The following is a 14,581-nucleotide window of genomic DNA, read 5'->3' as shown; positions in this document are numbered from 1 at the left end:
ACCTCCTGATCATGCGTATTAACCTGTAAACCATGTCCCCGGTTAGAAATGTAAACGATGTCCCCGGTTTGTACCGGGGCAAGCCCCCTCCCACATTTGATCTTCATCTCACAGCGGATATTTCGGTGTTTTACAGGGCTCTGCTATTTGTAGCGGCTTGCAATCGAAAACAACCGTGCTCGCAATCAGCGCAGTTTTCGGCTCAGATTAATTGCGAGCGAGCTTGCATTCAGCGACATCGGCTTGCATTCCATCGTCTCCGGCTCACATTAACTGCAACTGAACATCCTCCCCCTCAGGCAGCCCAAGAGGTCACTTTTGCATTGCTGGTGACAGAGGCTATTCAACTGGCAAGCTGCTTGATGCGCTCCACCCATCGTCCGAATGCTTCGTTCGCGTAGTCCAGCACCTTGGGTTCTGCTCCCTGCTCACGTAGGGAGGTCTTGAAGTTGTCCAAGTCAGACAGCCATTGCCCATGCAATCTTTCCAGATCCTTGATATGTGGCTGGAGAACTTGCAGGTTCTCGCCCGCATGAAGTGCCTGATAGCCGCGCTTCAGCGTGGCTGCCATTGTCAGCAGTTGAGCCCCCATTTGCTTATGCTGTTCGGAGAACTCGGCCATGCCGTGATAGGGCCGCGATGGCTTGTTGCGTTAGGCTTCGGATGCTTCTTCCATGATACGGGCGTAGCGGTAGAACCCAGGGAGCTCGTGGGACAGCGCCATGAGCTGCTGGTCGGACGTACTGACCCAAATTTGATGCACGTGTCCCATCATGCGATTGATGACGGCCTACGCCTCGATGACACCTTCGACGGCGAGTTGCAGCATCTGCTGATCTATCCTCGCGGCCAGTTGGCGGAATTCGTTTATGCTCATCAGTTTCCCGCCTCTTTTTGGTGTCGGAATGCCAGGACATACACCGCATCAGCGGTCGGCTCGTGGTGATACAGGGCCACATAGCCAGAATCCCCGAAAGCAATCACCAACTCGCGCAGCTCTGGCATTTCAGGGAATGGCCGACCAATGTCGGGGGCTGTTTCCAGTAGCAAGAATTGCCGTTCGATGGCCTGACCGGCCCGCTTCGCGGCTTCCGGCGCCTTTGCGGCCAAGAACTGTCGGCATCGCTCCAATCCTTGCGCCGCGTCTTCGGTGACGATTACTTGCGGCACTCAGGCACCGCCTTTTCGTCTTCGGTGCCCCAGGTGTTCAACCAGGTACGCACTTCCTGGCCGGTCAGGTGCCGACCGGTTTCCTGATAGGCCGCCCAGGATGCCAAGGCTTCCTGCTTGAAGCTCTCGCGGGCTTCCTCACGCTCGACATATTGCTGGATGGCTTCGAGCATGATCCAGTGGGACGAGCGGCGGCGCTGGCTGGCGAGGTGCTGGACGCGACCTTTTAGGGTGTCATCAATCTTGAGAGACGTGGCCATAGTTGGCTTCCTATTACAGAGTAATACCTAGTGATACTCTAGTTCTGCCGACCCTGTCCGTCAAACGTAGGTTTGTTGGGCATCAGGTTGAGATGAGATCGTCCGCTCCGGACGCCGCATTATCTGTATCCAGTAACAGCTTCCAATTTTCAATATCCGACTACACCGAATTTTCATTGAATATATGGACGAAACCATGCTGATTGGATATGTCCGTGTCTCAACCGACGACCAACTCCTCGATCTGCAACGCGATGCATTGGAGAAAGCAGGCTGTGAGCGCGTGTTCGAAGACACCGCCAGCGGTGCCAAAGCCGAGCGAGTAGGTTTGACTGCCTTGCTGACCACGCTACGCCGAGGAGATACCTTAGTGCTTTGGCGTCTGTATCGTCTTGGTCGCTCGCTGAAGGATTTGATCCGGTTGGTCGGGCAGTTGGACGCCGCTAGCGTCAGCTTGCAAGAAAGCATCGACACCGCTTCGAGTGCTGGACGTTTGATATTTCAGCTGTTCGGTGCCCTGGCCGAGTTCGAACGCAACTTGATTCGTGAGCGCACCCAAGCGGGGGTTGTCAGCAGCACGAGCACGCGGGCGTAAGGGCGGGCGTAAGAAAAGGCTCGACCCGCCAAGCAAGAACTGACTTTGCGCCTGTACCGCGAGCGAAAACACACCGTGGCAGAGATCTGCCGTTTGATGGGAATCGGACTTTCGACGCTCTACAACTATCTGACCGAGGCCGAGCGCAATGCCCAGCGGGCGGCATAGCGCCATCCCTGACGAATCGCTGACGCAGTTGCGGCAGCGGCTCGACCGTTTGCCGAAGAAAAGCCGGAGCGAGCTACCCAGGTGGCCGCGATAGCGGAGTTGTGTGGCGTGTCTCCCAGCACCGTGTACCGGGCGTTGAACCTTATCCATAAACCCCATGCGGCTCACCGTGCCGAAGTGCCTACTCCAACTTTCCGTTCCAAGGCCGCCCGAAGATGATCTACCTGGGCAATGGCCGGGTGGCCAAGCGCCGCGTTTTCCAGAACGTCATGCAGGCACTGGGCATCAAGTGGCAGACACATATTCCCGCCGGCAAGGATGGAACACTTACAACTGCTCGCTCAAAGGGCAAGGTTGAACGGCCATTTCGCACCGTCAAGGAAGCCCATGAGACGCTGTATCACTTCCACAAGCGCGGGCCAACGAATGGCTGATGCGTTACCTGGTGCGCACCTACAATGTGCAGAGCCATCGCAGCGAGCGCATTCACGAATTGAGGACTGGCAGTTCAATCTGACCGATGAAGGCATTCGTGAGATGCGTACCTGGGAACAATTCTGCCGCTTTGCCCGCGAGCCCGAACGCCGCCTGATTGCACTCTGTGGTGTCATTGGCAGCGGCAAAACTGTGATGCTGCGACGACTTCAACAGGTGATGGAGGCGGAGAAGAAAATCACCGTCTCCAAATCCCTAGCCATCGAGAAACTCAGCATCAAGCTGGCCACCTTCATCGCTGCGCTCCTACGACTTGTCTACCGAAAAGCAGGTGCGCATTCTGACCCAGGCCGAAAAGCGTGAGCGTGACTTGCGCGAACTGGTGAGGAAGAACAAGCGCCCGGTGGCCCTGTTCGTGGATGAGGCCCATGACCTCAACGGGCATACCCTAACAGGGCTCAAGCGCTTGATGGAGCTGGTCGAGGACGGCGACGGCCGGCTATCGGTGGTGCTGGCCGGGCATCCCAAACTGCGTAACGACCTGCGTCGCCGAACGATGGAGGAAATCGGCTACCGCACTGACATCTTCTTGCTCGACGGCATCGCCGGCAGTCAGCGTGAGTACATTCACTGGCTGCTGGAAACCTGCACGGAGGACAAGGTCGAGGCTGAATCGATTCTGACCGAGGAAGCAATTGAGCTACTCGCCACCAAGCTGCGCACGCCGTTGCAAATTCAAGCAGTTCGACGCCACGCCCACCGAGATCAAAGCGCTGTTCAGCAACGCGCTTGATCCGGCCCGAGCCGCTGAACTGCGTGACAAAATGCTGGCCGCAGGGCTGCCGATTTGATTCGGGCCGAAGACCGGTCAGTTGCAGTTAATGTGAGCCGAAAACTGCGCCGATTGCGAGAACGGCTGTTTTCGATTGCAAGCCGCTACACTTATGTATTGAAGTCAGGGGGGCTTTATGCCTTATGCATTATGACCGCAAATAAAAACCAGCCAGCTTAACTGGCTGGTATAAACCGCAAGGCGGCCATCAAACTAAGTCAACACTCCATATAATCGGATGATGTCGTTATTGAGTAGTAATTATGATAGGGGTACTCCAAGTCCCGCTACCGCCTGGCACATCTGTTAGTTGGGCGCTATACGTATTTGGTGGAGCAGAAATGTTAAGAATGAAATTCCCCGCCGCATCAGCCATAGTGGACCCCAGAAGCCCCCCGCTACCTGTAATACATGCGTAAACTGGGTCGTGCGGCCGGTTAACGGTGCCGGAAATTACAGCACTTCCTGGTGAGGAACAGTAGTTTAGTTTAATACTTGTAACTGCCATATTAGTTTCTCCATTATTTTTTTCGCAGCAAATGCGATCAGTGTTGTTTGTCAATGCGTGTGTTTTAGTTTGCATAGTGCAATAAAAAACGCATAGGCTTTGTTGATCTATTCATTTTGCTTTATTGCATATGCATGAGAGAGGTTAGAGGACTTTATTTTTACCCGCACCTGTAAGAAATGACAGTTTCTTATATTTTTTCGCTATGGGCAGGCGTCGTTGCGCAGGGAGCAAATGCTGTGGCCAGAAGAAGTATGAGCGGATGACCCGCGAGATCGAGAGAACTCTCCATGAGGCCGACTACCCCAACGGCAAGTTGTATACCCAAGAAGAAGTCATCCAGGTGATGCAGGAACGCATCGACCGAGCACTAGACAAGCCATGTTAATTGTCTGACAGAAAATTCGGCGGTTCCGGCTTACAACCTCGAACCGACCAGCTGCAGTTAATGTGAGCCGGAGACGATGGAATGCAAGCCGATGCGGCTGAATGCAGGCTCGCTCGCAATTAATCTGAGCCAGACGGCTCCGACAGTCGCAGTTAATCTGAGCCGAAAATTGCGCTGATTGCGAGCACGGCTGTTTTCGATTGCAAGCCACTACAGCTATTGATCGCCCGGTGCAATGCCACCAGCCACTTCACCAGTTCCTTTGGATCGATTGGTGTTGTTGGGTTCATTATTCAATCCCTCGAAATACAGACCCCCCAACCATAGCTGTCACCTGCCAAACCCGCGAATTCGACGGTTATCTTTTTGGGTGATATGAATATGCTATTTAGGTATTTAAATTTTACTTTTTATACCTTTAAAGTTCGCGCTACCCGGCGTTACCCACGCTGGATCGGACGGCGCTCGCCGCATTACCCCTGCGGCGTCATGGACTAGAAATGACCTTCGATTTCGCTTTTATCCTCAGCACCTTGCCGGCGTTTCTAAAGGCCGTGGGGGTGACGCTGCAAGTGGGCTTGATCGCCATTGTCACCTCCTTGCTGGTGGCGCTGATCAACGCGGCGCTGCTGGTGTTTCGCACGCCGTACCTGTCGCGCCTGGTGGCGCTATATGTGGAGCTGGCGCGCAACACGCCGCTGCTGATCCAACTGTTTTTCGTGTACTTCGCGCTACCGGCCCTGGGCTTCAATATTTCCGGGTTCTGGGCGGCAATCATCACCATGACGTTCCTTGGCGGCGCCTACCTCACCGAAGTGCTGCGCGCCGGTGTGGAAGCGGTGCCGCTGGCGCAGATCGAGTCGGGCAAGTCCATCGGCCTGTCCGACTGGCAGCTGCTGCGCCACGTGATCCTGCCCCAGGCCTGCATTCTCAGCTTGCCGGCGCTGTTCGCCAATTTCATCTTCCTGCTCAAGGAGACCACCGTGGTCTCCGCCGTGGCGGTGCCGGAGATTCTCTACACCACCAAAAGCTACATCGCCCTTTACTACAAGACTTACGAAATGCTTGCCGTGCTGACGCTGATTTGCGTGCTGCTGTTCCTGCCACTGTCGCTGCTGCTCAGCCGCCTGGAAAGGAGGCTCCAGCATGGCCAGTTCGGGTCTTGAGTTGTTGTGGGTGTCGTTGCCGCAACTGGGCAAGGGCGCTGCGCAGACCCTGTCGATTTCGTTTTTGAGCATCGCCTTCAGTACTGTCGGCGGCGTGCTGTATGGCGTGCTGCGCACCTTGAACAACCGGCTGATCAACGCTGTGCTACGGGTGTACCTGGAGTTGTTCCGCGCGATTCCGGTGCTGGTGTGGCTGTACCTGCTGTTTTTCGGCCTGCCGATTTTCTTTGGCCTGAGCATCCCGAGTTTCTGGTGCGCCGTGCTGGTGTTGTCGTTGTGGGGCGCCAGCGAGGTTGGCGAAGTGGTGCGCGGTGCGTTGCATTCGCTGCCCCGTGGCCAGCGTGAAGCGGGGTTGTCGATTGGGCTGTCCGACCCGCAACTGTACGGCTACGTGCTGCTGCCCCAGGCCCTCAAACGCATGACGCCACCGACCATCAACGTCTACACGCGCATCATCAAGACCAGCTCCCTGGCGGTGCTGATCGGCGTGGTGGACGTGATTAAGGTCGGTCAGCAAATCATCGAGCGCACCTATGAGTCCGTGTTGATCTACGGCGTGCTGTTCCTGTTTTTCTTCTTTATCTGCTACCCGTTGTCGGCCGCCTCCAAGGTGCTGGAACGGCGCTGGGCCCAAACATGAGTGCGTTGATCGAGTTCCAGGGTTTCAACAAATTTTTCGGCGACCAGCAGGTGCTCAAGGGCATCGACCTGAGCGTGCAAAGCGGCGAAGTGGTGGTGATCCTCGGCCCCAGCGGCTGCGGCAAAAGCACTTTGCTGCGTTGCCTCAATGGCCTGGAAGTCGCACACAGCGGCAGCCTGCGTTTCGCCGGCAAAGAGCTGTTGGACAACAGCACCGATTGGCGCCAGGTGCGCCAGGACGTGGGCATGGTGTTCCAGAGCTACCACTTGTTCCCGCACATGAGCGTGCTCGATAACATCTTGCTTGGCCCCTTGAAAGTACAAAAACGTGACCCCCGTGAAGCCCGTGAACAGGCAGAAAAACTGCTCGATCGCGTAGGCCTGGCCGATAAGCGCGACGCCTTCCCGCGTCAGCTGTCCGGCGGCCAGCAGCAACGCATCGCCATCGTCCGCTCGTTGTGCATGAACCCCCAGGTCATGCTGTTTGACGAAGTCACCGCCGCCCTCGACCCGGAGATGGTCAAGGAAGTGCTGGAAGTGATCCAGGGCCTGGCCCGCGATGGCATGACCCTGTTGATCGTCACCCACGAAATGGCCTTCGCCCGCGCCGTCGCCGACCGTGTGGTGTTCATGGAGGCCGGTCGCATCCTTGAACACAACACCCCCGAAGCATTCTTTAAGAACCCGCAAACCGCACGCGCGCAGCAGTTCCTGGAGAAGTTTTCCTTTGTTTCAACACTGCCCAAAAAGACCCAGGAACTGGAGCTGATATGAAAAAGTTACTGCTGCCACTGTTGGCCGTCGCCCTGCTGGCCGGCTGCGATAAGAGGGCTGAAGAGCCCACCAAACCTACGGCTGCCGCCGTGAGCTACATCGACAAGATCAAGGCGCGGGACAAGCTGATTGTCGGCGTCTTCACCGATAAGCCACCGTTCGGCTTCGTCAACGAAGCAGGCCGCTATGTCGGCTTCGATACCGACATCGGCCGCCGATTCGCCAAGGACCTGCTGGGCGATGAAAACAAGGTTGAGTTTGTCGCCGTCGAGCCGGCCAGCCGTATTCCGTTCCTGCAAAGCGACAAGGTCGACTTGATCCTCGCCAACATGACGGTGACGCCGGAGCGCAAGGAAGCGGTGGACTTTACCAACCCCAACTTGAAAGTTGCGGTACAGGCCCTGGTGCCTCAGGACAGCTCGGTGAAAAGCCTGGATGACCTGGCCACCCGCACCACCATCGTGACCACCGGCACCACGGCTGATATCTGGCTGACTAAGAACCACCCGGACTGGAAACTGCTCAAGTTCGAGAAGAACTCCGAGTCGTTGCAGGCGCTGTCGGCTGGACGGGGTGATGCCTACGCTCAGGACAATCTGGTGCTGTTCAGCTGGGCCAAGCAGAACCCGGGCTACCGCGTGCTGGAAGAAAAACTCGGTGATGAAGCGCCGATTGCGCCAGCGGTGAAAAAGGGCAACGTCGAACTGCGTGACTGGGTGAATGCCGAGTTGGCGAAGTTGGGTGAGGAAAAGTTTTTGCTCAAGCTGTACGACCAATATGTGCGTAAAGAGCTGAGCGATGACACCCAGCCTGAGAGTGTGATTGTTGAAGGCGGGAAGTGGCAGGGTTGATACCGCTATCGGGGGCAAGCCCCTCCCACATTATTGATCTGTGAATACATTCAAGTGTGGGAGGGGGCTTGCCCCGATGAGTCCCCCAGTCACCCCCTATTCCGGCCAATGCCAAGCCGGCGCATCCAAAATCCCCTGGCCCACGATCCGGGTTTCTCCCATCACCTTCTCCAACACAATCGAATTACACGCCTGGTCCTGCTGCAACGCCGCAATCAACCGGCTGGCGTGTGACACCACCCACACTTGGCACTGCTGGGAGGCTTGGATGATCAAGCGCGCCAACGCGGGTAGCAGGTCCGGATGCAGGCTGGTCTCCGGTTCGTTCAGCACCATCATGGTGGGTGGCCGAGGCGTGAGCAGCGCTGCGATCAGCAGCAGGTAACGCAAGGTGCCGTCGGACAATTCCGCCGCTGACAGTGGCCGCAGCAAGCCCTCCTGATAGAACTCAATCGCGAAGCGTCCGCCCTGTAACGGTTCAATGTTCAGGCGTGCGCCGGGGAATGCGTCGCTGACTGCCCGCTGCAGCGCCTCGGGGTCGCCGATCTCGCGAATGGTCTGCAACGCCGCCGCCAGGTCGCGGCCGTCGTGGTGCAGCACCGGCGTGCGGGTGCCCAGTTGTGGCTGGCGTACCGGCGCATCGACATCGCTGCGAAAGTGATCGTAAAAGCGCCAGCCACGAATGCTTTCGCGCAGCAGCAGCACTTCCGGCGAGCCGCGCAGGCTGCCGACCTGGTCGAACAGGCTGTGGTAGTTGGGCGTGTGCTGGGCCAGTACATCCCAGTTGCGACCGTCACGGGCACGCACCATCGGCCCTGAGCGCTGCACCAGCAGGCTGGCCGGGCGGTAGATCTGGCCCGCCCAGATGCATTCTTTCTTCACCTCAGGGTCCAGGGAGAAAAACGACCGGCTCGGTTCGGGCAGCCCCAGTGAGATGGCGTAGCTGAAATCCTCCCCGGCAAACCCCAGGCGCAAGCGCTTCACGCCCTGGTGCACCACGGCCTCGACCGGCACCTCACCGTTGCGCATACGCCGGCTGATGGTTTCCGGGCCGGCCCAGAAGGTGGAGTCCAGCCCGCCCTCACGGGCCAGTGCATTGATCACCCCGCCTTGGGCGGTTTCCGCCAGCAGGCGCAGGGCGCGGTACAAGTTGGACTTGCCGCTGCCGTTGGGGCCGGTGACCAGGTTCAGCCGGTCCAGGGGCACCACCAATTTGTTGATCGAGCGGTAATTGGCCACCGCGAGGGTCTTGAGCATCGGTCACCGACCTGTAGTGAGCGGGCTTGCCCCGCGCGAGGCCCTAACGGCCTGCACAAGGATCATAACCTTTTGGGACTGCTTCGCAGTCCAACGGGAGCAAGCTCCCTCGCCACAGGGTACGTCTTGCCCTTAACCGGATGGCAGTGGGGCAAGCCCGCTCACGACAAGCAGAAAGCATGCATCGGTGGAACCCTGAACTAAGCTCACAGTCGCATAAACACTGGCAAGTCGGCATCACGCAAAAGGAGCCTGCATGGGCGGTCGTATTTCCACCTGTATTGTTGGTCTTGGCCTACTGGCGCTGTTGAGCGGCTGTGGCGAGGAAAAGGCTGAACCCAAGGCGCACTCACGGGTGTTTGTGCAGACTGTGCAGCCGGCGGATTTTGCCGCGGCCGTCACCTTGACGGGGGATATCCAGGCCCGGGTGCAAACCGATCTGTCCTTTCGCGTGGGCGGCAAGATCATCCAGCGCACGGTGGATGTGGGCGACCGTGTGAGCGCCAAGCAGGTGCTGGCCAAGCTCGACCCCAAGGACCTGCAGACCAACGTCGATTCCGCCCAGGCCCAGGTCGTGGCCGAGCAGGCACGGGTCAAGCAGACCGCCGCCGCCTTCGTGCGCCAGGAAAAACTCTTGCCCAAGGGCTACACCAGCCGCAGCGAATACGATTCCGCCCAGGCCGCGTTGCGCAGCAGCCAAAGCGCACTGGCCGCCGCCCAGGCCCAATTGGCTAACGCACGGGAGCAACTCGGCTATACCTCGCTGGTGGCCGAAGCGCCGGGCGTGATTACCGCGCGCCAGGCCGAAGTCGGCCAAGTGGTGCAGGCCACCGTGCCGATTTTCAGCCTGGCGCGCGATGGCGAGCGCGATGCTGTGTTCAACGTGTATGAATCCCTGCTGGTGGAGCCACCGCCGGATGCACCGATCACCGTGAGCCTGCTGGATAACCCAAGCATCAAGGTCCAGGGCAAAGTACGCGAAGTCACGCCTGCCGTGGCCGCCAACACCGGCACTGTGCAGGTGAAAATCGCCCTGCAAGCATTACCCAAAGGCATGGAATTGGGCTCGGTGGTGAGCGCGACCGCCAATGGCCCGGCCAAGGCGAGTATCGAATTGCCGTGGGCCGCGCTGACGAAAGACCTCAGCGAGCCCGCCGTTTGGCTGATTGATGGCGACGGCAAGGCGCAACTGCACAAGGTCACCGTGGCGCGTTATCTCACCGGCAAGGTGATCATTGGCGACGGCCTCAAGGGCGGTGAAAAAGTCGTGGTGGCCGGCGGGCAATTGCTGCACCCCGGCATGCTGGTCGAGATCGCCCAGCAAGGAGCCCAACCATGAAGCGCCTGACGCTCATACTCGCTGCCAGCCTGTTACTGGTGGCCTGCTCCAAAGAAGAACCGCCGCCCGAGCCGGTGCGTCCGGTGTTATCCATGGAAGTGACGTCTGAGGACCAGGAAAACCTTGGCCGCTTCGCCGGCACCATCCAGGCCCGCTACGAAAGTAACCTGGGCTTTCGCGTGCCCGGCCGGATTGCCCGGCGTGCCGTGGACGTGGGCGCCGAGGTGGAGAAGGGCGCCTTGCTCGCCGTCCTCGACCCCACCGACCAACAGAACCAATTGCGTTCGGCCCAGGGCGACCTGGCCCGCGTGCAGGCGCAATACATCAACGCCCAGGCTAACGCCCGCCGTCAGCAGGAACTGTTCAACCGTGGCGTCGGCGCCCAGGCTCAGTTGGATATCGCCCAGACCGACCTGAAGACCACCCAGGCTTCCCTCGACCAGGCCCAGGCTGCGGTCAATCAAGCCAAGGACCAACTCAACTACGCCGAACTGCGCACCGACCACGCCGGCATCGTCACCGCCTGGAATGCCGAGGCCGGCCAGGTGGTCAGCGCCGGCCAGCAAGTGGTGACCCTGGCCCGACCGGACATCAAGGAAGCGGTGATCGACCTGCCGGCCGGCCTCGCCGAGCGTCTGCCGCCAGACGTGGTGTTCCTGGTCGCCGGGCAACTCGACCCCAGCGTGCAGACCACTGCCATCGTGCGCGAGATCGAACCCCAGGCCCAAAGCGCCACACGCACCCGCCGAGCACGCCTGACCCTGGCCGAAACACCGCCTGCATTCCGCCTGGGCACAGCGATCAGCGTGACCTTGAGTACCGCCATCGCCCCGCGCATCGAACTGCCCCTGAGCGCCTTGCAGGAAGTCGATGGCAAGACTCGTATCTGGCTGCTCGATACCCAGAACCAGACCGTGCAACCGCGCGACATCACCGTGATCAGCCGTGACGCCGACAGCGCGGTGCTCAGTGGTGGCGTCAAACCCGGCGAGCGTATCGTCACCGCGGGCGTGAACAGCCTGAAACCCGGGCAAAAAGTCAAAATCGACGAGGACAGCCCGCGATGAAAGGGAGCTTCAACTTATCCGACTGGGCCCTCAAGCATCAGTCCTTCGTCTGGTACCTGATGTTCGTCGCGCTGCTGATGGGCGTGTTCTCCTACATGAACCTGGGCCGCGAGGAAGACCCTTCGTTCACCATCAAGACCATGGTGATCCAGACCCGTTGGCCGGGCGCGACCCAGGAGGAGACCCTCAAGCAGGTCACCGACCGCATCGAGAAAAAACTCGAAGAGCTGGACTCCCTCGACTACGTGAAAAGTTACACGCGGCCAGGTGAGTCCACGGTCTTCGTGTTCCTCAAGGACACCACCAGCGCCAAGGCCATCCCTGAGGTCTGGTACCAGGTGCGCAAGAAGATCGACGATATTCGCGGCACCTTCCCCCAAGGTCTGCAAGGGCCGTCGTTCAACGACGAGTTCGGTGATGTGTTTGGCTCGGTGTACGCCTTTACCGGCGACGGCCTGTCGATGCGCCAGCTGCGCGACTACGTGGAGCAGGTGCGCGCCGAGATCCGTTCGGTGCCGGGCCTGGGCAAGGTCGAGATGATCGGCCAGCAGGACGAAGTGATTTACCTGAATTTCTCCACGCGCAAACTGGCCGCCCTGGGCATTGATCAACGCCAAGTGGTGCAGAGCCTGCAATCGCAGAATGCGGTGACCCCCGCCGGGGTGATCGAGGCCGGGCCGGAACGGATTTCGGTGCGCACGTCGGGGCAGTTCGCCTCGGAGAAAGACCTGGCCAACGTCAACCTGCGGCTCAATGACCGTTTCTATCGGCTGGCGGACATTGCCGAGATCAGCCGTGGCTATGTGGACCCGGCGCGGCCGATGTTCCGTTTCAACGGCAAGCCGGCGATTGGCTTGGCGATTGCCATGCAGAAGGGCGGCAATATCCAGTCGTTCGGCAAGGCCCTGCATGAACGCATGGACGAATTGACCGCCGACCTGCCCGTGGGCGTCGGTGTGCACAAAGTGTCCGACCAGGCGGAGGTGGTGGAAGAGGCCGTCGGCGGCTTTACCAGCGCGCTGTTTGAAGCGGTGATCATCGTGCTGGTGGTGAGTTTTATCAGTCTCGGCATGCGCGCCGGGCTGGTGGTGGCGTGCTCGATTCCATTGGTGCTGGCGCTGGTGTTTGTGTTCATGGAATACAGCGGCATCACCATGCAGCGCGTGTCGTTGGGCGCGTTGATTATCGCCCTCGGCCTGTTGGTGGACGACGCGATGATCACCGTCGAGATGATGATCACGCGTCTGGAAAAAGGCGAAACCAAGGAGCAGGCGGCGACCTACGCCTACACGTCCACGGCGTTCCCGATGCTCACCGGTACGCTGGTGACCGTGGCAGGCTTTGTGCCGATCGGCCTCAACGCCAGCTCGGCGGGCGAGTACACCTTCACCCTGTTCGCAGTGATTGCCGTGGCCATGCTGGTGTCGTGGGTGGTGGCGGTGCTGTTTGCGCCGGTGATCGGGGTGCATATCCTCAGCGCCAACGTCAAACCCCACAGCGCTGAGCCCGGGCGTATTGGCCGTGCCTTCAATGGCGGCATGCTCTGGGCCATGCGTAACCGTTGGTGGGCGATCGGCATCACCGTGGCGCTGTTTGTGGCCTCGGTGTTCTCCATGCAGTTCGTGCAGAACCAGTTTTTTCCGTCGTCGGACCGTCCGGAAATCCTCGTCGACCTGAACCTGCCGCAAAACGCCTCGATCAACGAGACGCGCAAGGCCGTCGACCGGCTTGAAGCAATCATCAAGGACGACCCGGACATTGCGCGCTGGAGCACCTACATCGGTCAGGGGGCGATCCGTTTCTACCTGCCCCTCGACCAGCAACTGGAAAACCCCTACTACGCGCAGTTGGTGATCGTGAGCAAGGGCCTGGAAGAGCGTGGTGAGTTGATCGCGCGCCTGCAAAAGCGCCTGCGCGATGACTTCGTGGGGATTGGTAGCTACGTGCAGCCGCTGGAAATGGGGCCGCCGGTGGGTAGGCCGATTCAGTATCGCGTGTCGGGCAAAGACACCGACCAGGTGCGCAAACACGCCATCGAACTGGCGACCTTACTGGACCAGAACACCCACCTGGGCGAGATCATCTACGACTGGAACGAGCCCGGCAAAGTGCTGCGCATCGACATCGCCCAGGACAAGGCGCGGCAACTGGGGCTGTCATCGGAAGACGTGGCGCAGTTGATGAACAGCGTGGTCAGCGGTGCCTCGGTGACCCAGGTACACGATGATATCTACCTGATCAACGTCGTCGGCCGCGCCGAAGACGCCGAACGCGGCACGCCGGAAACCTTGCAGAACCTGCAGATCGTCACGCCCAACGGCACCTCGATCCCGCTGCTGGCCTTCGCCACCGTGCGCTATGAACTGGAGCAGCCGCTGGTGTGGCGTCGCGACCGCAAGCCGACCATTACCATCAAGGCCTCGGTGCGCGACGAGATGCAGCCGACGGACCTGGTCAAGCAACTTAAGCCTGAGATCGACAAATTCAGCGCCGGCCTGCCGGTAGGCTACAAGGTTGCCACCGGCGGCACCGTGGAAGAAAGCGGCAAGGCCCAGGGCCCGATTGCCAGCGTGGTGCCGCTGATGCTGTTCCTGATGGCGACCTTCCTGATGATCCAGCTGCACAGCGTGCAGAAGATGTTCCTGGTGGCGAGTGTCGCGCCGCTGGGGCTGATCGGCGTGGTGCTGGCGTTGATACCCACCGGTACGCCCATGGGCTTCGTGGCGATCCTCGGGATTTTGGCGCTGATCGGCATCATCATCCGTAACTCGGTGATCCTGGTGACGCAGATTCATGAATACGAAGTGGCCGGCTATACGCCGTGGGACGCGGTGGTGGAAGCCACCGAGCACCGGCGCCGGCCGATCCTGCTGACGGCGGCTGCGGCAAGCCTGGGCATGATCCCTATCGCCCGCGAAGTGTTCTGGGGGCCGATGGCGTACGCGATGATCGGCGGGATTATCATTGCGACCTTGTTGACGCTGTTATTCCTGCCCGCGCTGTATGTGGCCTGGTACAAAATCCGCGAACCCAAGCAGGACCCTCAGGAAAAACGCGTTTAAAAATGTGGAGGCTTGCTGTGGTGAGCAAGCTTGCTTGCGCTGGGGTGCGAAGCGCCCCAAAAAAGCCGGA

The 14,581-nt window shown here is 59.5% G+C and carries 11 protein-coding genes and 3 pseudogenes; 10 read left to right on the top strand and 4 right to left on the bottom strand.

The features are described 5' to 3' along the window. Nucleotides 1-343: 343 nt before the first annotated feature. The 3 genes from BM403_RS32340 to BM403_RS30340 form a co-directional block, all read right to left on the bottom strand. Entirely contained in the window at nt 344-622 is a 279-nt protein-coding gene (locus BM403_RS32340) for a transposase (RefSeq protein ID WP_224265917.1), read from the bottom strand. 254 nt (nt 623-876) lie between these two features. Next, nucleotides 877-1,131 carry a type II toxin-antitoxin system RelE/ParE family toxin gene (locus BM403_RS30345; protein ID WP_232504874.1) on the bottom strand — a complete coding sequence of 85 codons (255 nt, stop codon included), beginning with the start codon at nt 1,129-1,131 and terminating at the stop codon, nt 877-879. A gap of 26 nt (nt 1,132-1,157) precedes the next feature. After that, the gene (locus BM403_RS30340; RefSeq protein WP_012721651.1) at nt 1,158-1,430 is read right to left on the bottom strand and encodes a CopG family ribbon-helix-helix protein; all 273 of its coding nucleotides are present in this window, start codon (nt 1,428-1,430) and stop codon (nt 1,158-1,160) included. Nucleotides 1,431-1,626: 196 nt separating this feature from the next. Between BM403_RS30340 and BM403_RS30335 the strand changes: the two are divergent. From BM403_RS30335 to BM403_RS30300, 7 genes and pseudogenes are all read left to right on the top strand, one after another. Further along, nucleotides 1,627-2,193, top strand: a pseudogene (locus BM403_RS30335) (recombinase family protein). A 188-nt stretch (nt 2,194-2,381) separates the two neighbouring features. Beyond that, a pseudogene (locus BM403_RS32020) lies at nt 2,382-2,793 on the top strand (IS481 family transposase); the annotation flags it as partial. Next, a pseudogene (locus BM403_RS30330) lies at nt 2,773-3,479 on the top strand (AAA family ATPase); the annotation flags it as partial. The pseudogenes BM403_RS32020 and BM403_RS30330, both read left to right, overlap by 21 nt. Before the next feature lie 1,377 nt (nt 3,480-4,856). Then, a complete protein-coding gene (locus BM403_RS30315) occupies nt 4,857-5,522 on the top strand; it encodes an amino acid ABC transporter permease (protein ID WP_093546796.1) in 666 nt (221 codons plus the stop codon). Next, nucleotides 5,503-6,162, top strand: a complete 660-nt coding sequence (locus tag BM403_RS30310) for an amino acid ABC transporter permease (protein ID WP_012721653.1) — start codon at nt 5,503-5,505, stop codon at nt 6,160-6,162. Before BM403_RS30315 ends, BM403_RS30310 begins: the two co-directional genes overlap by 20 nt. Next, nucleotides 6,159-6,935, top strand: coding sequence for an amino acid ABC transporter ATP-binding protein (locus BM403_RS30305; RefSeq protein WP_046034574.1), 777 nt, complete (start codon nt 6,159-6,161; stop codon nt 6,933-6,935). Before BM403_RS30310 ends, BM403_RS30305 begins: the two co-directional genes overlap by 4 nt. After that, entirely contained in the window at nt 6,932-7,786 is an 855-nt protein-coding gene (locus BM403_RS30300) for a transporter substrate-binding domain-containing protein (protein WP_046034575.1), read from the top strand. Before BM403_RS30305 ends, BM403_RS30300 begins: the two co-directional genes overlap by 4 nt. 96 nt (nt 7,787-7,882) lie before the next feature. Here the strand turns inward: BM403_RS30300 and BM403_RS30295 are convergent, their stop codons facing one another. Beyond that, the gene (locus BM403_RS30295) at nt 7,883-9,043 is read right to left on the bottom strand and encodes an AAA family ATPase (RefSeq protein WP_046034576.1); all 1,161 of its coding nucleotides are present in this window, start codon (nt 9,041-9,043) and stop codon (nt 7,883-7,885) included. 256 nt (nt 9,044-9,299) lie between these two features. Between BM403_RS30295 and BM403_RS30290 the strand changes: the two genes are divergently transcribed. Genes BM403_RS30290 through BM403_RS30280 form a run of 3 tightly spaced genes read left to right on the top strand, consistent with a single transcriptional unit; the run spans nt 9,300 to nt 14,511 of the window. Continuing rightward, nucleotides 9,300-10,382, top strand: a complete 1,083-nt coding sequence (locus tag BM403_RS30290; protein WP_012721657.1) for an efflux RND transporter periplasmic adaptor subunit — start codon at nt 9,300-9,302, stop codon at nt 10,380-10,382. After that, nucleotides 10,379-11,449, top strand: a complete 1,071-nt coding sequence (locus tag BM403_RS30285) for an efflux RND transporter periplasmic adaptor subunit (protein ID WP_064054164.1) — start codon at nt 10,379-10,381, stop codon at nt 11,447-11,449. The genes BM403_RS30290 and BM403_RS30285 overlap by 4 nt, the downstream gene beginning before the upstream one ends. Continuing rightward, nucleotides 11,446-14,511 (top strand): efflux RND transporter permease subunit, encoded by a 3,066-nt coding sequence (locus BM403_RS30280; protein ID WP_012721659.1) that lies wholly within the window; start codon nt 11,446-11,448, stop codon nt 14,509-14,511. The genes BM403_RS30285 and BM403_RS30280 overlap by 4 nt, the downstream gene beginning before the upstream one ends. The last annotated feature ends 70 nt before the right edge of the window (nt 14,512-14,581 follow it).

This window comes from Pseudomonas sp. OV546 (genome assembly GCF_900116845.1).
GTDB classification, from domain to species: domain Bacteria; phylum Pseudomonadota; class Gammaproteobacteria; order Pseudomonadales; family Pseudomonadaceae; genus Aquipseudomonas; species Aquipseudomonas petroselini.
The sequence above is the reverse complement of the archived record's forward strand: the minus strand, read 5'-3'. Positions and strand labels throughout refer to the sequence as shown.

Coding starts and splice junctions, on each gene's coding strand:
- BM403_RS32340 (WP_224265917.1), bottom strand. CDS start 622: ATGGCCGAGTTCTCCGAACAGCATAAGCAAATGGGGGCTCAACTGCTG.
- BM403_RS30340 (WP_012721651.1), bottom strand. CDS start 1,430: ATGGCCACGTCTCTCAAGATTGATGACACCCTAAAAGGTCGCGTCCAG.
- BM403_RS30315 (WP_093546796.1), top strand. CDS start 4,857: ATGACCTTCGATTTCGCTTTTATCCTCAGCACCTTGCCGGCGTTTCTA.
- BM403_RS30310 (WP_012721653.1), top strand. CDS start 5,503: ATGGCCAGTTCGGGTCTTGAGTTGTTGTGGGTGTCGTTGCCGCAACTG.
- BM403_RS30305 (WP_046034574.1), top strand. CDS start 6,159: ATGAGTGCGTTGATCGAGTTCCAGGGTTTCAACAAATTTTTCGGCGAC.
- BM403_RS30300 (WP_046034575.1), top strand. CDS start 6,932: ATGAAAAAGTTACTGCTGCCACTGTTGGCCGTCGCCCTGCTGGCCGGC.
- BM403_RS30295 (WP_046034576.1), bottom strand. CDS start 9,043: ATGCTCAAGACCCTCGCGGTGGCCAATTACCGCTCGATCAACAAATTG.
- BM403_RS30290 (WP_012721657.1), top strand. CDS start 9,300: ATGGGCGGTCGTATTTCCACCTGTATTGTTGGTCTTGGCCTACTGGCG.
- BM403_RS30285 (WP_064054164.1), top strand. CDS start 10,379: ATGAAGCGCCTGACGCTCATACTCGCTGCCAGCCTGTTACTGGTGGCC.
- BM403_RS30280 (WP_012721659.1), top strand. CDS start 11,446: ATGAAAGGGAGCTTCAACTTATCCGACTGGGCCCTCAAGCATCAGTCC.